This is a genomic window from Achromobacter xylosoxidans A8 (genome assembly GCF_000165835.1).
GTDB lineage: Bacteria > Pseudomonadota > Gammaproteobacteria > Burkholderiales > Burkholderiaceae_B > Achromobacter > Achromobacter xylosoxidans_B.
This window is the reverse complement of sequence record NC_014640.1, coordinates 632566-651924: the sequence shown is the minus strand read 5'-3', so window position 1 is coordinate 651924 and position 19359 is coordinate 632566. Positions and strand designations below refer to the sequence as shown.

The following is a 19359-nucleotide window of genomic DNA, read 5'->3' as shown; positions in this document are numbered from 1 at the left end:
GCGGCATGGCGACGCGCAAGGGCCGCTCCTGGTTCCGGATCATCAGCGGCGCGCTGATGGCGCTGGTATGCCTGGTGCTGCTCTATCAGTTCTGGCTGTTCGCCCAGGTGGTCTGGTACAACTACCGCCCCCCTGGCAGCAGCGCGATCATGCGCGAGGAACGGTCCCGCCTGAGCGACGGCAACCCCGATTTCGAGCTGAAGTACGAATGGGTGCCCTACGACAAGATCAACCGCAACCTCAAGCGGGCGGTCGTGGCGTCCGAGGACTCCAACTTCACCGAGCACGACGGCGTCGAATGGGATGCCATCCGCAAGGCCTGGGAATACAATCAGAAACAGCAGGACGCCGGCCGCAGCAAGATGCGCGGCGGCTCCACCATCACCCAGCAACTGGCCAAGAACTTGTTCCTGTCCAGTTCCCGCAGCTACATCCGCAAGGGCCAGGAACTCGTCCTGACCTACATGATCGAACATGTCATGAGCAAGGAGCGGATCCTGGAGCTGTATCTGAACGTGGCGGAATGGGGCGAGGGCGTGTTCGGCGCCCAGGCCGCCGCCAAGCATTATTTCAACACCACCGCCGCCAACCTGGGGGCCAGCCAGTCGGCCCGGCTGGCGGCCATGCTGCCCAACCCGCGCTTCTACGACGCCCACCGCAACACCCGGTATCTGAACTCCCGGGTCGGCGTCCTGACGCGGCGGATGCAGATGGTCGAGATTCCCTGACACGGATCCAGCGCTCCGGCCCCACCTTCAGCGGCGGGATTTGTTAAGCTTTCGGGTTTAGGCGTTTCCCCTTTCTTTCATGCGCACCGCACGTCGCTACCTGGCCCGCGAGATCTATCGCTCTTGCGCAGTGGTCCTTATGGCCCTGCTGGGCCTTTTCACGTTCTTCGCGCTGGTGGACGATCTGGACAACGTGGGCGACAAGTTCTCCATGATGGCCCTGCTGTACATGCAGGCCCTGGCGATTCCCACCCGTCTCTATGACCTTCTGCCCATCGGCCTGCTGATCGGCGCCATCCTGGCGCTGGCGGGACTGGCCCAGCGCAACGAACTGGTCATCCTGCGCGTGTCCGGCGTCAGCGGCATGAAGCTGCTGCGCATGCTCTGGATCGTTACGATCCCGCTGATGATAGGGGCGGGCCTGTTGTCCGAGTACGTCACGCCCTGGGCCGAAATCAAGTCCGGCGAAGCCAACCTGCTGTTCCGCGGCAAGGCCGGCGGCGACCGCCTGAACAGCGGCTACTGGTTCAAGGAACCCACCGCCGACGGCGGCACCCGCATCATCAACATCGGCGAACTCAAGGGCGACGGTCAGGTCAGCGCCGTGACCCTCTATGAATTCAAGAAGGACCAGACGCTGTCCGCGCTGTCCACCGCACCGACCGGCCTGTTCACCCAGGGCGACCTGCTGCTCAAGGACGTCACCGAAACGCGCCTGGACGACGAGGCTGCCGAAGCGCTGGCCAACGCGCGTCCGCCCAAGCACCCGCCCGCCACCGTGGTCAAGCTGCCCGAGCGCAATATCGACACCACGCTCAGCGCCGAGCGCCTGCTGGCCCGGGTGCTGACGCCTGAACGCATGTCCATCGCCACGCTGCTGGACTATGTGGATTATTTGCGCAACAACCAGCTGCAATATGGTCGACAGGTCGTCGCCTTGTGGCGCAAACTGGCATATCCGTTCACCCTGCTGGTCATGATCACCATTGCCGCTCCCATCGGCTTGATGCAGACGCGCCGCGGCGGCGTAGGCGCCAAGGTCTTCATCGGCATCCTGCTGGGCGTGGGCTTTTTCATGCTGAACCAGTTGGCCCTGAACGTCGGCATGCTGGGCAAATGGCCGGCCTGGCTGACCGCCCTGGGTCCGAATATCGGCGCCATGATCGTGGCGCTGGGCGCGATGGGCTACATGGAGTATCGCCACACCATCACGCGGATCGCGCAACAACGTTGGCCTTGGAGCAAAAGTCCCGCATGAACGGCAGTATCTGGATGATCGGCGACGTGCAGGGCTGCTGCTCGCCGCTGGATCGCTTGCTGTCCCACCCCGAACTGGTCGGCGATCCTCAGTCGCGTCTCTGGTTCGCCGGTGACCTGGTCAACCGCGGCCCCCAGTCGCTGGAAACCCTGCGCCGCATCATCGACCTGGGCGACCGCGCGACCACGGTGCTGGGTAACCATGACCTGCACCTGCTGGCCACGGCGGCGGGAGTACGCAAGCCTTCCAAATCGGACACGCTCGAGGACGTCCTGCGCGCGCCGGACGCGGTCGACCTGATCAACTGGCTGCGCTTTCGCCCGCTGGCCCATTTTGAACAGAACCATCTGCTGGTCCACGCCGGCACGCTGGCCAAATGGGACGTCGCCAAGACGCTAGCCCTGGCGGGCGAAGTCCAGGACGCCCTGCGCGGGCCGAACTGGCAAAAGGCGCTGCAGAAGATGTACGGCAACGAACCGGCCACCTGGAAGGAAGACCACAAAGGCGGCAAGCGCATGCGGGTCATCATCAATGCGCTGACGCGGATCCGCCTGTGCACGCCCAATGGCCATATGGAATTCGCCACCAAGGTGACGCCGGGCGCCTGGCCGACCGGCCTGGTGCCCTGGTTCGACGTGCCCAACCGCGCCACGCGGAACATCACGACCGTGTTCGGGCATTGGTCGACGCTGGGGTTGCTGCAGCGGCCGGATGTAATTTGCCTGGATACGGGGTGCGTGTGGGGCGGGTCGCTGACGGCTTTGCGGTTGCAGGATCGGAAGCTGGTGCAGGTGAAGTGTTCGCAGTTTCAGGATCCGTTGTCTGAGTAGCGATTTCGGGGACTTTTTTCCGGTTCGGTTTGATTGCTTCGTGGGCCGTAGTGCTCCGTAGGCCACACGTCGGCGCGGACGGCTGGGTGGCGAGCGCCCACGATTGCGGTCCGGAGCCTTCGCTCCGGACTTCCCCGTCGTCATCTTCGTCCAGGCCTTCGGCCTTCCCTTCAGATTCCCTCGGGCGCATCGAGGTTGCTCGCCACCCAGCCGTCCACGCCGACGTGCTACCTGGGTCTTGGCCTGTCGCGCCGCTGGAGCCGTGGTCAGGGGCGAGTCGTTGTTTGCCCGCCATGTTTGGCCGCGCGGGCGGCCAAACATGACATACGTGATTTCTTGAATTTCAGTTGTGTTCGCTTGCGCGAATGCGGTCAGTCGTTAGCTAATGGTCGCCAGCTCACGGGGATGGGCGGTGATGGGTGGCGCGCGATGGCGAGCCGTTTACTCATGCTGACCATCACGCGCGCCACCCATCCGGCACCGGCGTTGAAATGACGATGTTGGCCGACCGACGCGCTTCGGCGCCCTACGTACCCAAATTCACCAACCACCAGTTGCACTCACCACCAGCGCGCAGCGTCAACACGCGACGCAAGAAACCGCGTAAGCCCCAAAAGCCGCCCGCGACGACGGACGACCTACGAAGCGCTATCGCTACAGCTACAGCACACTCAAAATCGCATCTCGCGCCTGATGAGACAACTCCAGCCGCGTAGGCAGACTCCCGTCCGGATGCCGCGCCGCCAGCGGCGGCAGGAACACCACTTCGACAGCCAACCCCGTCACACCCAGCACCCGCCAGAGATTCGCCACCAAGGACTCCTCCCCCACGAACGCCGCATAGCCGCTGCGCTTGCCATGCTGCAGGAATCGCAAGGCCACGGGCTGGATCTCGATGGCAGCCGAACGCGCCGGTTCGAACAGGCTGGCGTGGAAAGGCAGCAGCTCGAAACCTTCAGTCGTCGTGCCTTCCGGGAACAGTCCCACCGCATCGCCTTGCTTGAAGCGGGCCTGCATGGATTCGCCCATCGCATGCACCGCGTGGCGCTGACCGCGTTCGATGAAGAGCGTGCCGGCGCCGGCCACCAGCCAGCCGATGACCGGCCAGCTGCGGATCTCGCTCTTGGCGACGAAGGACGTGGCGCGCGCCGAGTTCAGCACGAAGATGTCGATCCAGGAGACGTGGTTGGCCACCAGCAGCACCGGACCGGTCAGGCGCGGCTCGCCCTTGAGGACGACCCGCAGGCCACAGAAGGCCATCAGGCAGCGCGACCAGCGGCGGTTCAGCCAGGCGCGCGACTTGGGACCGATCAAGGGATACACCAGGCCCACGCACAACAGGCCAAAGAGAATCCAGGGCACCACGAGGAACAGCCTAAGGACAAAGCGCAGCAGCTTCAAACTGGAGTCTCCCAGGCCAGGCTGCCACCTACCACGGTGGCGCGTACACGGCCGGGCAGCATCATACCCGCGAACGGGGTGTGGCCGCTGCGGCTTTGCAGGGCGTCTGGCATCACCAGCCATTCGGCGTCCAGGTCGGCCAGGCAGAGGTCTGCTGGCGCTCCCACGCCCAACTGGCCGGCCAATGCGGCCTGCGGCGATATCTTGCCCAGCACCGCGGCGGGGCCGCAGGTGACACGCGCCAGCGCGTCGGCTAGCGGCCGGCGGCAATCGCGCGACCACTTCAAGGCCAGGGACAGTAGCAGTTCCAGCCCCGTGGCGCCGGGTGTGGCCACCGGGAACGGCACGGCTTTGGCGGCGTCATCGACCAGGGTGTGATCGGAGCACAGCGCATCGACCGTGCCGTCCGCCAGCGCCGCCTGGATCGCGTCGCGGTCGCGCTGGCCGCGCAGCGGCGGGTTCAGGCGGAAGTCCGTATTGAAGAAGCCGATGTCCACGTCGGTCAGATGCAGGCTGTGGGCGGACACGTCGGCCGTGACCGGCAGGCCCTCGCGCCTGGCGGCGCGCAACAGTTCCAGCCCGGCAGCCGTGGACAGCCGCGTCAGGTGCACGCGCGCCCCGGTGGCGCGCTGCAGTTCGAAAATGGTGTGTAGCGCCACGGTTTCGGCCTGCGCCGGCAGCCCTTCCAGGCCGAGACGTTCGGCATAGGCGCCGCTGGCGACAACCGCGCCTCGCGCCAGCCAGGGGTCTTGGGGCCGCAGCCACAGGGCGTGGCCCATGCCGCTGGCGTAGCGCATCGCGCCCCAGAGTACGCGCGTGTCGGCGATGCCCTGCTCGCCCTGCGCATAGGCCAGGCAGCCCGCCTGGGCCAGCAAGCCCATCTCCGCCAGCGTTTCGCCGGCCAGTCCCACCGTCATCGCGCCCAGCGGATGGATCCGGCATTGCCCCGGCTCGGCATGGCGCATCAGCGCCTCGGCCTTGCCGGGTTCATCCAGCGGCGCAGCAGGATCCGGCGGCAGCACCAGCCGGGTGACGCCACCGGCCAGGGCCGCGCGCAGCTCGGAAGGCGCGAACGCCGCCGCGCCGGGCTGCGATACCCGCGCGGACAGATCGATCAAGCCCGGCAGCAGCGCCAACCCGCTTGCGTCCAGCACCCGATCCGCGTGAAAGCCGTCGGGCTCGCGGCCCACGGCGACGACGTGGCCGTCAGCAACGTAGAGGTCGTGCTGCCCGTCCACCGCGTTGGCGGGATCGATCAGCCGGCCATTGGCGATATGCAGCCTCATGGCGCGTCTCCGGTCAGCAGGTCCAGGGCGGCCAGGCGCAAATGCCGTTCGATATCCGCCAGCTGCGCCTCGATGGGCGTCAGGCTGGCCGACACGTCGCCGTCAGTTTCGATGCCCGGCGTCAGCACGCCGGCGGGCAGCAGCAGCGCATCGGAGCGGGCGGCGGCCAGCGCATCCGGCGTCAAGCCGTAGGCATGCGCGTATTCACGGGCCGACGGCAGCAGCGCGCCGCTGATCCCTTCCACGCGCAAGGGCAGCACGATGACGACATCCGCGTCCTGCAAGCCTTCCCGCAGCGAGGCGCAGGCGCGCACGCCGAGCTGCGGCAGGCCGTCGGGCAACAGAGTGCGCGGCGCCGCGGCGCGGACTTCTGGCACGCCCAGCGTGGTCATGGCGTGGATGATGGAACGCGCCACGCGCGAATGGCGGATATCGCCCACCAGCGTCACGGCCAGGTTGGTCAGATCCTGCCGGGCGTCGAGCATGGCCTGCACCAGCGCCAGCGCCGGCAAGGGGTCGGCGTGGCAGCCGTCGCCCGCGTTGAGGATACGCAGGCCCGGCGCCGCGTGCGCGGCCGCGCAATGCGCCGCACCGCTGGCGCCATGGCGCAACACCAGCAGGCCCGGGGCCAGCCGGGCAACGGTTTCGGCCAGCGCGTCGCCGGCCTGCGGTTCCAGCGTCACCGCCGACAGCGACAGGCGCTGCGCGGCGGCGGCAAAGGCGTCGCGGTCCTTCGCGGCCTCATCGGGCAGGCACAAAAACACCGGCACGGCGGACGACCGGCAGGCGGGCGCCGCGCCCGCCGCCAAGCCGCGCGCAGCGTCCAGCAGCCGCTCGACATGCCGGCGGGGCAGCCCTTCGGTGGTCAGCAGGTGTATCAGTTCGCCGCGGCGATCGAGTTGCGGATTGAGCATAGGCAGGCCGGACCGCGCGCCTCAGGACGCAGGCAGGGTGTCCAGGTATCGTTGCAGGATGACGGCCGCCGCCATCGCGTCGTCGGCGGCATGGGTGCCCAGCAGGCGCTGCGCCTCCATGCTGGAGCCGCGTTCGTCGACCAGTTCGACGGCCAGGCCAAAGCGGCCGTGCAGTTGATTGGCGAAACGGCGGCAGCGCGCGGTGGCCGGCTGTTCGCCGCCCTCCGCGTCCAGCGCCAGCCCCACCACGACGCGGTGGGGCTGCCACTCTTGCAACAGCGCCGCGATGCGGCCGAAGCGCGCCTCGCGGACTTCGCTGAAAATGATTTCCAGCGGACGCGCCTGGCGCGTCAGCGTATTGCCAATGGCAATGCCGATCTTCTTCTCGCCGAAATCGAAGGCCAGCAGGGTCTCTTCAGGCATGGCCGGCATCGCCCGCCAGCATCACCGGGTCGATGCCCAACAGCTTCAGCGCGGCCGGATAGCGTTCCTCGGGGGGGACGTCGAAGATGATGCTGTCGTCGGCGCCCACGCTGAGCCAGGCATTCTGCGCCATCTCGCTTTCGAGCTGGCCCGCGCCCCAGCCGGCGTAACCCAGCGTGACCAGCATGCGGGCCGGGCCCTTGCCGTCGGCCACGGCCTGCAGCACATCGCGCGAGGTGGTCAGCGCCATGTCGCCCAGCTTGATGCTGGAGCTGTAATCGCCAGCCGGCGCGTGCAGCACGAAACCGCGGTCGGTCTGCACCGGACCGCCAAAGAAGACCAGGGTGTCCTTCACCGGACCGATCTCGAGCGTCAGGTCGATGCGCTCGAACAGGGTGCCCAGCGTCAGGTCGGTGGGCCGGTTGATGACCAGGCCCAGCGCGCCACGTTCGGTGTGCTCGCAGACATAAATGACCGAGCCCGCCAAGCTGCCCTCGACCATGCCCGGCATGGCGATCAGGAACTGGTTGGCGAAGTTGGCCGCCTCTGTCGTGGCGTCTTCGTGGTGTTTTTCCGTCATGGCAACCCCTACATGGGTAATCTGAAAGAACCGTGGGGAGGCCACGCTTGCCCCGCAAGCATCATGCCTGGCGGCAGTCCGTCCCACGGTTGCGAAGGATGGGGCGTAGTCCCATCTTACGAGCCTTGGCGGAATAAGTCGGCGCTACGGCCTCAGATTTCCATCAGTTCGAAGTCCTCTTTGCGGGCGCCGCATTCGGGACAGACCCAGTTCGGCGGCACGTCTTCCCAGCGGGTGCCGGGGGCAATGCCTTCGTCGGGCAGGCCGGCCTCTTCATCGTAGACCCAGCCGCAAATCAAACACATCCAAGTACGCATAGTTCTCTCTTACATCAATTCCAGGCCCTTGCCCGGCGTCAGGGCAAAGGTGAGGGGCTTCCATTAGAATGGGGACAATCTTACCGAAACCCAATAGGGGTTCCCCTGATTCACCGCAAATGAGTCCGGGCGCCCCCTACTCTAGCGCTGTCCACGTGGCCCCCGTTACTCCCCCTCTCGTTTTGGTCTTCGGTCCGCTCGACCCCTCGGGTTCCGACGGTTTGCCGGCAGACGCCGTCACCTGCGCCGGCCTGGGCTGCCATGGTCTGGCGGCCGTAACCGCGCTGACCGTGCGGGACACCGCCGGCATCGAAGAAATCCATCCCGTTACACCCGACCTGCTGGACGACCAGGCGCGCTGCCTGCTCGAGGACATGTCCGTACAGGCCATCAAGGTGGGCGGACTATACACCGCGGAAACTGCCAGCGTCGCGGCGCAGGTCGCCGCCGACTACAGCCAGGTGCCGCTGGTCCTGCATCTGGGCCAGCGCGCCCAGCCGCCGGCCGACGCCGCCGACGAGGACGAAGCCGACGACCTGCTGGCCGCCACCCTCGAACTGGTGCTGCCGCAGACCGACCTGCTGGTCATCGAGCACCTGCGCCTGGCGCAGTGGCACGCCGACGGCGACATCGATATCGGGGACGCACCGACGCCGATGCACGCCCTGGTCGCGGCGGGCGCGGAATGGGTGCTGGTCCTGGGCAGTCCGCAGCGGCCCGGCCACTACGCCAACATGCTGCTCGGCCCCAACGGCCAAACCGCCACCCTGCCCTGGCAGGCGCCCCCGGACCGCAACGGCGACGCCGGCGGCGTAGCTGCCACTGCCATCGCGGCCATGCTGGCGCGCGGCCTGGAAATGCCGGAAGCCGTGCGCCAAGGCCTGGCGCATGCCGATACCGCGGTCGCCGCCAGCTTCCTGCCGGGCATGGGCCGGCGCATCCCCAACCGGATTCCCGCCCAATGAAAGCGCTGCGTTTCCCCACCGGCCTGTACGGCGTCACCCCAGAATGGGACGATACCGACCGCCTGCTGCTGGCGGTGCGCCAGGCCGCCGACGGCGGCATGCGTTCGCTGCAGTTGCGCCGCAAGAATGTGCCCGACGCCGTGCGCGCCGCGCAGGCCCGCGCACTGGCGCCGCTATGCCGCGAGCTCGGCGTGCTGTTCCTGATCAATGACGACTGGCGCCTGGCGCTGGAGGTGGGCGCCGATGGCGCGCACGTCGGCCGCGAGGACGAAAGCCTGGCGCGCATCCGCGCCGAGGCCGGCCCCGACCTGATCCTGGGCGGTTCCAGCTACGACGACCTGGGCCGCGCGCAGGAACTGCTGGCCGCGGGCGCGGACTATATCGCCTTCGGCGCCATGTACGCCTCCAGCGTCAAGCCCGACACCGTGCGCGCGCCGCTCTCGGTCCTGACCGAAGCCCGCCGCCTCACAGACAACTGCGATGCCCCCCGGCCCGCGGTCGTCGCCATCGGCGGCATCACGCCCGACAACGCGCCGCTGGTGGCGCAGGCCGGCGCCGACGCCATCGCCGTCATCACCGCGCTTTTCGAGGCGCCCAGCATCCGGGCCGCCGCGGCCGCATGCTCCGCGCCCTACTCCGTCAACCCCAACCGCAAGCCTTGAACGCCATGTCCAGTAACGCTCAGCTTTTCGAACGCGCCTGCCGCAGCATCCCCGGCGGCGTCAATTCGCCCGTGCGCGCCTTCCGCTCCGTGGGCGGCACGCCGCGCTTCATCAAGCGCGCGCAGGGTCCGTACGTGTGGGACGCGGAAGACAAGCAGTACATCGATTATGTGGGTTCCTGGGGCCCCGCCATCCTCGGCCATTCGCATCCCGAAGTGGTGCGCGCGGTGCAGGAAGCCGCCGTCAACGGCCTGTCCTTCGGCGCTCCGACCGAAGCGGAAATCGAACTGGCCGAAGTGCTGATCTCGCGCCTGCCCTCGCTGGAACAGGTGCGCCTGGTCAGCTCGGGCACGGAAGCGACCATGACGGCCATCCGCCTGGCCCGCGGCGCCACCGGGCGCGCCAAGATCGTGAAGTTCGAAGGCTGCTACCACGGCCATTCGGACAGCCTGCTGGTCAAGGCCGGCTCGGGCCTGCTGACCTTCGGCAACCCCAGCTCGGCCGGCGTGCCGCCGGAATTCGTCTCGCACACGCTGACCCTGGAATACAACAACCTGGACGCCGTGCGCGAAGCCTTCGCCCAGCACGGCGCCGACATCGCCTGCATCATCGTCGAGCCGGTCGCCGGCAACATGAACTTGATCAAGCCGGCCCCGGGCTTCCTGGAAGGCCTGCGCGAAGTCTGCACGCAGCACGGCGCGTTGCTGATCTTCGACGAAGTGATGACGGGTTTCCGCGTCGGTCCGCAAGGCGTGCAGGGCCTGACCGGCGTCCAGCCCGACATCACCACGCTGGCCAAGGTGATCGGCGGCGGCATGCCGGTGGGCGCCTTTGGCGGCAGCGCCGAAATCATGAAGAACATCGCGCCGCTGGGCGGCGTCTACCAGGCGGGCACGCTGTCGGGCAACCCGGTGGCCGTGGCCGCGGGCCTGGCCACGATGCGCCTGATCGGCGCTCCCGGCTTCTACGACAAGCTGTCGACCCAGACCGCCAAGCTGGCCCAGGGCCTGCAGGAACGCGCCCGCGCCGCCGGCCTGGCCTTCTCGGCCGATTCGGTGGGCGGCATGTTCGGCATCTACTTCAGCGACCAGGTGCCGACCTCGTTCGCCGAGGTCTCGGCCTGCGACACGGCGGCGTTCAATCGCTTCTTCCACGCCATGCTGGACCACGGCGTGCACTTCGCGCCGTCCGCCTTCGAAGCGGGCTTCGTTTCGGCCACGCACGACGACGCGGTGATCAAGTCCACGCTGGATATCGCCGAAAAGGTCTTCGCGTCGATGTAGCGACGCCGGGGAGCCGGCCCGCGGCCGCTCCCCTCACGGGGCCTTGTAATGCTCGTACAAGGCCGTCACATCCCGGACGTATGCCTGGGTTTCCGCATAGGGCGGCACGGCGTCGTACTTGCGTACCGCCCCTTCCCCCGCGTTATAGGCCGCCAGCGCCAGATCCAGCCGGCCTGGGTACTGGTCGATCAGCCGGCGCAAATGGCGCGAACCCGCGTTCACATTGGTGGCCGGATCCACCAGCGCCGTCTCCACGTCCGTCACCGACAACAGCGGCGCCGCCGTGGCCGGCATCAGCTGCATCAGGCCCAGCGCCCCCTTGGGCGAGCGCGCATCGCTGCGAAACCCCGATTCGATCGCGATCACTGCTGTTATCAACGCCTGATCCACGCCAGACTCGCGGGCCGCGCGCGCAATCAGCCCGTCGTGCGCCTGCGGCACCTTGAGGTCGCCCCAGCGCTGCGCGCGGGTGGCAGAGGACAGCGTCACCAGGCGCGCGCCGTCGCCGGACTTGGGCTCGCATTCCAGACAGACCTTCACGCTGTTGCCGCGCCAGACAGTCCTGGCCTGCGCCCGCTTGTAATACTTGGCGTAGCCCGTGGGTACCTTCATCGACCGCCAGACGCCGTAAGGATCCTTGTAGCGATAGATGTCGGCCGCCTGGGCGGGACTGGCGGGCGCCAGCGCCAGCACGCCCCCTACGACGGCCGCCAGCGCCGCCATGCTGCCGGCGCGCGCCAGAAGGGCGCGCAGGGCCGGCAGGACGGGACGGGGATGGCGGTGCATGGGATCGGGCTCCGTAATCGAGTTCCTATGCTGCGGCGGCTACGCCATTTTGTCGCTAGTACCGACGTCCTAGTCCTGGCCGGACGGTCGCCATCCCAGGAGAAAACCAAGGCAAACAGGGCCAGAACTAGGGCATGCGGCGGAATTTGCCTCACCTACTTTCCAGTAGCCTGATGCCCTTGGGCTAGAATATGACTTAATATTTCCTATGATTACCAAATAATTTCACCTGACGGAAAAGTCAGGCTGGAGAGGCAAGATGGACGCAGAAAACACGCTCCTGCTGACGCTGGACGCCACGACCAACGTCCTGACGGCGGTCTACACGCCGCCCGCGCGTCCCGGAGCCGCAGATTCCGCCTTTGCGCCCGCCTCGCCAGCCGCCGCGGCCGAGACCGACGGCGCAGCCGCCCTCGATGCCGAGGCCAGCGTCGCTGTCGCCGACGATGACGCCGAGCCGCGTCCCCACGCCAATGCCGACCTGCCCAGCTGGGACACCCTGGCGGCCGCAGCAGTCGCTCAAGGCTGGGGCGCCGAAGCGCTCGACAGCCAGGCCGTCCTGACCTTCATCGACCTGTGCCGCCACGCCACGGAAACCGTGCAGGCTCCGGTAGGCCAGGTCATCGACGGCTCGCTCGAGCTGGAGCTGGACGCCGCGCGCATGTCCGCCCTGCTGACCCTGCTCCCGCCCAAGGGCGGCAAGCCTGTCACCCTGGAAGCCGTGCGCCAGGTGCTGGCCGAGCGCGGCATCGTCCACGGCATCCTGGAACAGGAACTGATCGACGCCGTTACACAGGGCCGCCGCGAAACCACGCAGATCGCCCGCGGCACGCCGCCCACCCGCGGCACGCCGACCCGCTTCGAAAGCCTGCTGGACCGCCTCAAGCCGCGCGGCCAGGACATCGACGAACTTGCCCAAGTGGACTACCGCGACCTGGGCAGCCTGTTGCTGGTAACGCCCGGCATGCCCCTGATGCGGCGCACGCCGCCCCTGCCCGGCGTGGACGGCGCCACCGTGCTGGGCGAACCTATCCTGCCCGATGAACTGCCCGACACGCCGTTCGCCAGCGACCTGGCCGGCGCCGTCGTCGATCCCGAAGATCCGCTGCTGCTGCGCGCCGCCATCGCCGGCACGCCCACCCTGGTCAGCCACGGCGTGCAGGTCAACCCCATGGTCGAGGTGGACGCCGTCAACCTCAGCACCGGCAACATCCATTTCGAAGGCTCGCTGCTGGTGCGCGGCGACATCGCCGCCACCATGGAAGTCCACGTGACGGGCGACGTAGTCGTCAACGGCACCATGGAGGCCGCGTTGGTCGAGGCCGGCGGCAACGTGACGGTCAAGGGCGGCATCATCGGCCTGGCCGAAGCCCTGCAGGACGCCGCCGCCGCCGCGCGCACCGCCCGCGTCGTCTGTGGCGGCGCGCTGCGCGCCAAGTTCATCGAGAACGCCGTCATCAGCGCGGGCAAGGATGTGGACGTCGAACGCGAGGTCCGCCAGAGCAGCATCGCGGCCGGCGGCGGCGTCAATGTCGGCCCTCCCAACACCCAGCAAAGCGCCATCACCGGCGGCCAGACCCGCGCCATGCAGGCAGTGCGCGCCGGCACCATAGGCTCGCCCTCGGGCATTCCGACGCTGGTGCAGGCTGGCCTGGACCCGCACGCGGACATCAAACGCGCGGCGCTGGCGCGCAAGCGCCAGAAGATGCACGAGGAAAAATCCAAGCTGGAACAACTGCTGATGTTCCTGAAGGCCAATCCCCAGCGCGCCCCGGGCGACGTGGCCGACCGCGCCCGCAATACCCACGTCAAGCTCAGCCAGGACCTGCTGGCGCTGGACGCGGAGGAAGCCCAGCTGGTGCTGGATCTGCAGCCCCTGGCCAGCGCCACCATCCAGGCCGCGCGCCGCTTCTGCAGCGGCGTGACGATTCAGGTGGGCAACAAGGTACAGGAATTCCTGGAAGACCAGATCGGCGGCAAGGCCGCCGTGGAAGAAGGGCAGATCGTCATCCGCTGACCCCGCCCGCCGGCGCCCTCAGGGCGCCAGCTCCTTGAACCAGGTGCGCGGCGAAATGCCGCGGTCCGGCCCCAGGATGGAAAAACCGCCGTCCACGGGTATATCCACGCCCGTCATCCACGACGCCGCGTCGGAGCAGGCAAAGCACACGGCCGCGGCGATCTCCTCGCCCGACCCTACCCGCCCCAGCGGATGGAAATGCGCGCCCACCGCGTCCGCGGCCGGGCGCGAACCTCCCGACAACTGTTCCACCGACGGCGACCAGGTCCAGGCAGGCGACACCGCCAGCACCCGCACGCCAGCCGGCGCCAACTCCACCGCGAAGTTCTTGGTGATCTGCAGCAGCGCCGCCTTGGACGCCGGATAAAGCGCGCGTCCGGCCGCGCCGAACTTGCCGCCCGTGCTGCCCATGTTCACCACCACTCCGCCGCGTCGCAGCAAGGGCGCGGCCAGCTGCGTGAAGATGGCGGCCGACACCAGGTTGGTGTCCAGCGTGCTGTGCCATTCCTCGCGCGACGAAGCCAGGCCTCGGTCCGCGTACTGGCAAGCGTTGTTGACCAGGATGTCCAGCCGCCCGAAGCGCGTCACCGCCGCGTCGATGCAGCGCTGTATCTGGCTATCCTGCCCAATGTCGGTTTCGCAGTACAGCGCGCGGCCGTCCAGTTCCTTTTCAAGTGCGCGCCCGGCCTCGGCATTGCGCCCGACCAGCACCACGTTGGCGCCTGCCGCGGCCAGCCCGCGCGCGATGTCCGCGCCCAACCCCTGGGTGCTGCCGGTGACGATGGCGGTCTTGCCGGCCAGTCCGGGAAAGCCTGTGAAATCCATGATGAATCCTCGATCAATGCGGCGCGGCGGCCCAGCGCACAGCTTCCGCCACCGGCCCGGTTTGCGCAATCAGGCGCATGCTGGCCAGCGACGCGTCGTGCACCGCCGGGTCGGCGGAAGCACAGGCGTCCTGCGCCACCATGACCTCGAATCCAATGTCGGCGGCGTGCCGCACCGTGCCTTCCACCACCGAATGCGTGGCGACTCCCGCCACCACCAGCCGGCGCGCGCCCAATAGCCGCAGCGTCTCTTCCAGCGGCGTGCCATAGAAGGCGCTGATGCGGGTGTGCTTCACCACGAACTCGCGCGCGCTCCCGGCCAGTGGCTGCAGGCCTTCATAGAAGGCGCTGCCCCACTGCCCTTCCGGCACCGCGCCGATGGCGGCCACGTTGCGGAAAATGGGGCAGTTGGCCATCAGGTCGGCGTAATCCGGACGGAACGCGATGCGCACGTGCACGATGGGCAGATCATGGGCCCGCGCCCCGGCCAGCAGCGCCGCGGCGTTGTCCAGCAGGCGCTGGCGCGCCCCGCTGTCCGCGTCCAGGCCGACACGGATCTTGCCCTCGGGGTGCAGCACGTCATTCTGGAAGTGCAGCGCCAGCACCGCGGCGTCGGCCGCCGTCACACGAACACCTCGAACACGTCATGCACGTCGTCGCAATTGACCAGGTCCACCCGCTTCATGCGGATGCGCCAGCTATCGCCCTCGGCGGCCAGCTTGTGGGTGTAGCGGCCCGCCAGTTGGCGCGGCTGGCGCTTGCGCCATTCCGTCATCTGGAAGGTGGAGTGCACCACCAGGTTGCCGGCGGCATCTACCCCCTCGATCTCCACCGCGCCCACCAGCCGCGCGCTGCGCGTGGGCGGTTGCTGCGACCAGTTGCGCGGATGCTCTAGCCGGCGGATGCGCACGTCGCGCAACATGCGGTCTTCCCAGAACAGCGAGATATGGTCGTAAGGGCTTTGCTGGCCCGGCACGCGCGGCATCCAGTACATGCCGTCCGGCATCCACAGCGCCTGCCAATCATCGTAGCGGCGCTCGTCCAGCAGGCGCGCCTCGCGGTACAGGAACTGCGCGATGCGATGGTAGGCGTCGGCCGGTACCTCGGCCGGCGACAGTCCCTCGGTGCTCACGTCGAAATCCAGGTCTAGCAGCATGAGCGGTCTCCGGTGGCGGCGGCTTCGGTAGCGGCGGGGCCGGCTTCCATATAGGTCTTCCAGGCGTCGAACTGGTTGCGCATGGGCAGTTCGCTGGTGCCGTTGACCGACACCAGGCCTTCGCTATCGCTGCGGTCGCTGCCATGGTAGCGATGCATGCTGACCCATTCGCCGCCGCGCGTGGCGTTGCCTTCCTGGCAGCGGTTGTAGAGTTCGATGTCATCCGGCATGACGTTGGACGAGGGCGAATTGATGACGTTGGCGTACAGCATGGCGCGCTTGAACACGCCGTCCGGCGCGCCCTTGCAGCGGAAGGTCTGGATCTCGATCATGGTGCGGTCCACGGCGATCGGCCGGATCACGCGGAACTGCTGGAATACCGTGTGGGGCGAGCCGCTGCCGTAGATCACCGTGTTGTGCCGGTTCATGCCCAGGATCTCGCGGGCGCGCGTCTCGCCATAGGCCGCGGTCAGCGTTTCGAAATGCGCGCGCGACACCGGATCGCGCTCGGCCGCGCCCGGATTGAAAATGCCTTCCATGTAGCCGTGGCCGTTGGCGTAGGCGCGCAGTTCCAGTTTCTCCCAGAACTCATAAGGTTCGCCGTTGCCGTCCATGATGTGCAGCTCCAGCGGCATCTCGCCCATTTCCTTGGCCTCGTCGCGGGCCGCGGCATAGGAAGATTCGTGCGTGACCCGCGCGTGCATGGTGTCGTGCAGGTTCTCGTAGAACACCTTCCAGTTCGAGCGCTGCATGACGCGGAAGATGCCGCCAGCGACTTCCACCTCGCCCACCGGCGAACGGTCGCAGAGGTTGTCGATCGACGAACGCACGCCGCCCAGGAAATCCTCCAGCGCCGGCCCTTCCTTGGCCTGGCTGGCGAACACAAAGCCGCGATAGCTTTCCACCCGCGCCACCCGGCGCATCGAAAAGGACGGATCGGCGGGATCGTAGGCAGTACCCTCCAGCCCCTGCTTCAAGGGCACGCCCAGATGGCTGCCGTCCAGCTTGAAGGTCCAGGCATGGTAGGGGCAGCGGAAGAACTTGCCGACACAGCCTTCGCCGTCGGCCACCACCTTGGCGCCCTTGTGCGGGCAGCGGTTGTACAGCACGTGCACGCGGCCGTCGGTGGCGCGCACCATCAGCACGTCCTGGTCGCCCAGACGCGTGGTGTGATAGTCGCCCGTCTTCGGCACCTGGCTTTCATGGCCCACATAGATCCAGGCGCGGCCGTAGATCCGCTGCATCTCCAGATCGAAGATGGCAGGGTCGGTATAAACGCCGCGATGCACGCTGTCGCCGCGCACCATCGCGGCCAATTGCTCTTCGGTGTATGACATGTCGGGCTCCTACTTGTTCTCGCTTTCTTTCCAGCGCGCCATCAGCGTGTTCGACGGCAGGGTCTCGTCCAGCAGCTTGGCGGCGGTCTCGCGGCCCGCCACGGGCAGGCCCTTGGGGTCCAGCAGGCCCACCTGCACCAGCACGCTGGCCTGGTCCCAATAGATGTGCTCGTGATAGAGCTTGTCGCCGCGGAATTTGACGATGGCGATGAGCGGGATCTCCACATACTTGCCGGTGGGCTTCACGCCCGGTAGCAGCCAATCGATCTCGGTGGTGTGCGTGAAACAGAACAGCAGTTCGTCCACGATCTGCGTGGCGCCCACCGTGCGCGACAGCGGCACCAGGCGCGTGTCCGGCGGATTGCTGTTGACGAAATGGTGTTGGTAGAAGCGGCTCAGTTCCTTGTGGCCCACGCCCCCGGTCATGGTGGGGATATGGTTCACATAGGGCTCGGCCACCATGGTGGCCATCGTCGCCGCCACGTCGCGCGTGCCGAATTCGTATTCGCAATGCTTGTCCCACAGGTAGGAGTAGTCGAACTCCGGCCCGATGGCGCGCTGCAAGGCGGCCATGCTGCGTTGATGCGCCATCAGCGCCGACGGCTTGTCGTAGTGGTCCCCGCCCGTACGCGCAAACGCGTGATCCATGCCCGGATAGACGTAGATCTGCACTCCCGGCTTGTTGCCCAGCGCCTCCAGGATGCGCTGGCGCGCTTCCGGCGGACAGAAGCCATCCTGCTCGGCGATGTGCAGCACCAGCCGGCCGCGCAATTCCGATGCCTCGTCCAGGCTGTTCTCGATGCCCACGCCGTAGTAGCCGATGGCCACATCCACATCGGTGCGGCAGGCAGCCAGATAGGCCAGCTTGCCGCCCAGGCAATAGCCCAGCACGCCCACCCCGCCCTGCCTCTCGGGCAGCCCGCGCAGCGCGGCGATGGTGGACGCGATGTCCTGCAAGCCCAGCTCAACGTCAAAGCCCTGGTAGAGCTCGAACGCGCGCGGCATGTCGGCCGGGCCGTCGGTCAACTGGATGCCCGGCTGCTGGCGCCAGAACAGGTCCGGCACCAGCACCACATAACCTTCCTCGGCCAGCAGCTGCGCCGCGCGCCGCATGAAGTCGTTCACGCCGAATATCTCCTGGCACAGCACCAGGCCCGGGCCATGCCCGGACGCCGGCACGGCCAGATAGGCGCCAAAGGACTTGCCGTCATGCGAGGCCACCGTCACTTCGCGCGTCGTAATGTTCTGGGTCATACGTATCTCCTTATTGCGGATGTCCGCCCTACTTCATCTGGCAGGCTGCGGCGAAAGGGTCCTGGTACTGGGTCAGCACCGTGCCCGACAGCTTATTCGACAGCTTGCCCCCCGCCCCCGCCTCGACGATGCGCAGGTAATAGTTCTGCACCGGATACTGGTTGCGGTTGAACTTGAAATCGCCCCGCACCGACTTGAAATCCGCGCGCCGCAGCGCCGGACGCAGCGCGTCAGCCTCCAGCTTGCCGCCCGTCTGGCGTACCGCGCTATCCAGCAACATGGCCGCGTCATAGCCCTGCGAGGCATACAGCGTGGGGCTGCGGTTATAGGTCTTCTTGAAGTCCTCGACGAACTTGCGGTTGGCCGGATTGTCCAGTTCCAGCGCCCACTGCGAGGTATTGCGCATGCCCTCGATGGGCGCACCCACCGCCGCGATCGTGTCCTCGTCGCCCGAGAAACCCGGCGCCAGCAACGCGATCTCCTTGGACAGCCCGGCGCCATTGAACTGCTTGATAAAGTTCACGCCCATGCCGCCCGGCAGAAAAAAGAACACCGCATCCGGCTTGCTGGCGCGCAGCCGCGTGATCTCCACGCCATAGTCCAGCTGCCCGAGCTGGGTGTAGATCTCTTCGGAAAGCCCCCCCTTGTACAAGCGCTTGAAACCATTGAGCGACTCCCGCCCGCCCGGATAGTCCGGCGCGATCAGCGCCACGCTCTTGTAGCCCTGGTCGCTGGCGTACTTGCCCATCGCGGCCGGGATATCCTCGTTCTGCCAAGCCACCGCGAAGAAATTCGGATTACAGCCCGCGCCCGCGTAGTTCTCCGGACCCGTATTGGTGCTCAGGTAGATGGTGCCCGACTGCAGGATCGCCGGCATCACCGGCAGCAGCACGTTCGAGAACACGATGCCCGTCATCACGTCCACCCGGTCGCGCTTCAACAGCCGCTCCACCGCCTGGCGGCCGGCGTCCGCCTTCTGCTGATCGTCCGCCACCACCACTTCCGCCGGCAACCCGCCCAGCTTGCCGCCCGTATGCTGCAGCGCCAGATTGAAGCCGTCGCGGATCTCGTTGCCCAGCGCCGCGCCCGGCCCCGACAGCGTGGTCAGCAAGCCCACCTTGACCTTGTCCGCCGCCGTGGCGCTCGCCGCCGCCGTCATGCACACCAGCGCAGCCAGCGCGCGCCGGCTCCATAGATTTCGATTCATGAGCCACCCCGTTATCCCCGCCCGGCCACGCCGGCGGAAAGCTGACAGAACCCGTCTGCCGTCGGACTACGCATGCTGCCGAACAACGCCGCCAGCTTACGCGTCGCGGCGCCGCCCTCCAACCAACACGC

At 67.4% G+C, this 19359-nt stretch carries 20 protein-coding genes; 7 read left to right on the top strand and 13 right to left on the bottom strand.

Going from position 1 to position 19359, the window contains the following annotated elements; translation table 11 throughout:
- Window positions 1–5 precede the first annotated feature (5 nt).
- From mtgA to AXYL_RS03035, 3 genes are all read left to right on the top strand, one after another.
- Window positions 6–728, top strand: coding sequence for a monofunctional biosynthetic peptidoglycan transglycosylase (gene mtgA, locus AXYL_RS03045; protein ID WP_013391364.1), 723 nt, complete (start codon window positions 6–8; stop codon window positions 726–728).
- Window positions 729–807: 79 nt separating this feature from the next.
- Window positions 808–1986, top strand: a complete 1179-nt coding sequence (gene lptG, locus AXYL_RS03040) for an LPS export ABC transporter permease LptG (RefSeq protein ID WP_013391363.1) — start codon at window positions 808–810, stop codon at window positions 1984–1986.
- Window positions 1983–2816 (top strand): symmetrical bis(5'-nucleosyl)-tetraphosphatase, encoded by an 834-nt coding sequence (locus AXYL_RS03035; protein WP_013391362.1) that lies wholly within the window; start codon window positions 1983–1985, stop codon window positions 2814–2816. The genes lptG and AXYL_RS03035 overlap by 4 nt, the downstream gene beginning before the upstream one ends.
- A 660-nt stretch (window positions 2817–3476) precedes the next feature.
- On the opposite strand, the gene AXYL_RS03030 is transcribed toward AXYL_RS03035, so the two are convergent.
- The 6 genes from AXYL_RS03030 to AXYL_RS03005 all read right to left on the bottom strand — a co-directional run bounded on the left by AXYL_RS03030 (window position 3477) and on the right by AXYL_RS03005 (window position 7737).
- The gene (locus AXYL_RS03030; protein ID WP_013391361.1) at window positions 3477–4217 is read right to left on the bottom strand and encodes a lysophospholipid acyltransferase family protein; all 741 of its coding nucleotides are present in this window, start codon (window positions 4215–4217) and stop codon (window positions 3477–3479) included.
- A complete protein-coding gene (locus tag AXYL_RS03025; protein ID WP_013391360.1) occupies window positions 4214–5503 on the bottom strand; it encodes a dihydroorotase in 1290 nt (429 codons plus the stop codon). Before AXYL_RS03025 ends, AXYL_RS03030 begins: the two co-directional genes overlap by 4 nt.
- A complete protein-coding gene (locus AXYL_RS03020) occupies window positions 5500–6417 on the bottom strand; it encodes an aspartate carbamoyltransferase (protein ID WP_013391359.1) in 918 nt (305 codons plus the stop codon). The genes AXYL_RS03025 and AXYL_RS03020 overlap by 4 nt, the downstream gene beginning before the upstream one ends.
- A 21-nt stretch (window positions 6418–6438) precedes the next feature.
- Window positions 6439–6840 carry a Holliday junction resolvase RuvX gene (gene ruvX / locus AXYL_RS03015; protein ID WP_013391358.1) on the bottom strand — a complete coding sequence of 134 codons (402 nt, stop codon included), beginning with the start codon at window positions 6838–6840 and terminating at the stop codon, window positions 6439–6441.
- Window positions 6833–7420 (bottom strand): YqgE/AlgH family protein, encoded by a 588-nt coding sequence (locus AXYL_RS03010; protein WP_013391357.1) that lies wholly within the window; start codon window positions 7418–7420, stop codon window positions 6833–6835. Before AXYL_RS03010 ends, ruvX begins: the two co-directional genes overlap by 8 nt.
- Window positions 7421–7572: 152 nt before the next feature.
- On the bottom strand, window positions 7573–7737 hold the full coding sequence (locus AXYL_RS03005) for a rubredoxin (protein WP_003814980.1): 165 nt from the start codon (window positions 7735–7737) through the stop codon (window positions 7573–7575).
- Window positions 7738–7892: 155 nt separating this feature from the next.
- On the opposite strand from AXYL_RS03005, the gene AXYL_RS03000 reads away from it, so the two are divergent.
- From AXYL_RS03000 to hemL, 3 genes are read left to right on the top strand one after another with little or no spacing between them, the layout of a single operon-like run.
- Window positions 7893–8702, top strand: a complete 810-nt coding sequence (locus tag AXYL_RS03000) for a bifunctional hydroxymethylpyrimidine kinase/phosphomethylpyrimidine kinase (RefSeq protein ID WP_413772865.1) — start codon at window positions 7893–7895, stop codon at window positions 8700–8702.
- Window positions 8699–9364 carry a thiamine phosphate synthase gene (thiE, locus tag AXYL_RS02995; protein ID WP_013391355.1) on the top strand — a complete coding sequence of 222 codons (666 nt, stop codon included), beginning with the start codon at window positions 8699–8701 and terminating at the stop codon, window positions 9362–9364. Before AXYL_RS03000 ends, thiE begins: the two co-directional genes overlap by 4 nt.
- A gap of 5 nt (window positions 9365–9369) precedes the next feature.
- Complete coding sequence (gene hemL, locus AXYL_RS02990; RefSeq protein WP_013391354.1) at window positions 9370–10647, top strand: glutamate-1-semialdehyde 2,1-aminomutase; 1278 nt, start codon at window positions 9370–9372, stop codon at window positions 10645–10647.
- Window positions 10648–10680: 33 nt separating this feature from the next.
- Here the strand turns inward: hemL and AXYL_RS02985 are convergent, their stop codons facing one another.
- Window positions 10681–11433, bottom strand: a complete 753-nt coding sequence (locus AXYL_RS02985; protein WP_013391353.1) for a lytic transglycosylase domain-containing protein — start codon at window positions 11431–11433, stop codon at window positions 10681–10683.
- 259 nt (window positions 11434–11692) lie between these two features.
- Between AXYL_RS02985 and AXYL_RS02980 the strand changes: the two genes are divergently transcribed.
- Window positions 11693–13450 (top strand): DUF342 domain-containing protein, encoded by a 1758-nt coding sequence (locus tag AXYL_RS02980; protein ID WP_013391352.1) that lies wholly within the window; start codon window positions 11693–11695, stop codon window positions 13448–13450.
- Window positions 13451–13468: 18 nt separating this feature from the next.
- On the opposite strand, the gene AXYL_RS02975 is transcribed toward AXYL_RS02980, so the two are convergent.
- The 6 genes from AXYL_RS02975 to AXYL_RS02950 are packed head-to-tail and all read right to left on the bottom strand — an operon-like array spanning window position 13469 to window position 19228.
- Entirely contained in the window at window positions 13469–14275 is an 807-nt protein-coding gene (locus AXYL_RS02975) for an SDR family oxidoreductase (RefSeq protein ID WP_013391351.1), read from the bottom strand.
- A 13-nt stretch (window positions 14276–14288) separates the two neighbouring features.
- Window positions 14289–14900 (bottom strand): cysteine hydrolase family protein, encoded by a 612-nt coding sequence (locus tag AXYL_RS02970; RefSeq protein ID WP_013391350.1) that lies wholly within the window; start codon window positions 14898–14900, stop codon window positions 14289–14291.
- Window positions 14897–15430, bottom strand: a complete 534-nt coding sequence (locus tag AXYL_RS02965) for an aromatic-ring-hydroxylating dioxygenase subunit beta (RefSeq protein WP_013391349.1) — start codon at window positions 15428–15430, stop codon at window positions 14897–14899. Before AXYL_RS02965 ends, AXYL_RS02970 begins: the two co-directional genes overlap by 4 nt.
- A complete protein-coding gene (locus tag AXYL_RS02960) occupies window positions 15421–16767 on the bottom strand; it encodes an aromatic ring-hydroxylating dioxygenase subunit alpha (protein ID WP_013391348.1) in 1347 nt (448 codons plus the stop codon). The genes AXYL_RS02965 and AXYL_RS02960 overlap by 10 nt, the downstream gene beginning before the upstream one ends.
- Window positions 16768–16776: 9 nt before the next feature.
- The gene (locus AXYL_RS02955; protein WP_013391347.1) at window positions 16777–18021 is read right to left on the bottom strand and encodes a dienelactone hydrolase family protein; all 1245 of its coding nucleotides are present in this window, start codon (window positions 18019–18021) and stop codon (window positions 16777–16779) included.
- A 28-nt stretch (window positions 18022–18049) separates the two neighbouring features.
- Entirely contained in the window at window positions 18050–19228 is a 1179-nt protein-coding gene (locus AXYL_RS02950) for an ABC transporter substrate-binding protein (RefSeq protein WP_013391346.1), read from the bottom strand.
- Window positions 19229–19359: the final 131 nt, after the last annotated feature.

Coding starts and splice junctions, on each gene's coding strand:
- mtgA (WP_013391364.1), top strand. CDS start 6: ATGGCGACGCGCAAGGGCCGCTCCTGGTTCCGGATCATCAGCGGCGCG.
- lptG (WP_013391363.1), top strand. CDS start 808: ATGCGCACCGCACGTCGCTACCTGGCCCGCGAGATCTATCGCTCTTGC.
- AXYL_RS03035 (WP_013391362.1), top strand. CDS start 1,983: ATGAACGGCAGTATCTGGATGATCGGCGACGTGCAGGGCTGCTGCTCG.
- AXYL_RS03025 (WP_013391360.1), bottom strand. CDS start 5,503: ATGAGGCTGCATATCGCCAATGGCCGGCTGATCGATCCCGCCAACGCG.
- AXYL_RS03020 (WP_013391359.1), bottom strand. CDS start 6,417: ATGCTCAATCCGCAACTCGATCGCCGCGGCGAACTGATACACCTGCTG.
- ruvX (WP_013391358.1), bottom strand. CDS start 6,840: ATGCCTGAAGAGACCCTGCTGGCCTTCGATTTCGGCGAGAAGAAGATC.
- AXYL_RS03010 (WP_013391357.1), bottom strand. CDS start 7,420: ATGACGGAAAAACACCACGAAGACGCCACGACAGAGGCGGCCAACTTC.
- AXYL_RS03005 (WP_003814980.1), bottom strand. CDS start 7,737: ATGCGTACTTGGATGTGTTTGATTTGCGGCTGGGTCTACGATGAAGAG.
- thiE (WP_013391355.1), top strand. CDS start 8,699: ATGAAAGCGCTGCGTTTCCCCACCGGCCTGTACGGCGTCACCCCAGAA.
- hemL (WP_013391354.1), top strand. CDS start 9,370: ATGTCCAGTAACGCTCAGCTTTTCGAACGCGCCTGCCGCAGCATCCCC.
- AXYL_RS02985 (WP_013391353.1), bottom strand. CDS start 11,433: ATGCACCGCCATCCCCGTCCCGTCCTGCCGGCCCTGCGCGCCCTTCTG.
- AXYL_RS02980 (WP_013391352.1), top strand. CDS start 11,693: ATGGACGCAGAAAACACGCTCCTGCTGACGCTGGACGCCACGACCAAC.
- AXYL_RS02975 (WP_013391351.1), bottom strand. CDS start 14,275: ATGGATTTCACAGGCTTTCCCGGACTGGCCGGCAAGACCGCCATCGTC.
- AXYL_RS02965 (WP_013391349.1), bottom strand. CDS start 15,430: ATGCTGCTAGACCTGGATTTCGACGTGAGCACCGAGGGACTGTCGCCG.
- AXYL_RS02960 (WP_013391348.1), bottom strand. CDS start 16,767: ATGTCATACACCGAAGAGCAATTGGCCGCGATGGTGCGCGGCGACAGC.
- AXYL_RS02955 (WP_013391347.1), bottom strand. CDS start 18,021: ATGACCCAGAACATTACGACGCGCGAAGTGACGGTGGCCTCGCATGAC.
- AXYL_RS02950 (WP_013391346.1), bottom strand. CDS start 19,228: ATGAATCGAAATCTATGGAGCCGGCGCGCGCTGGCTGCGCTGGTGTGC.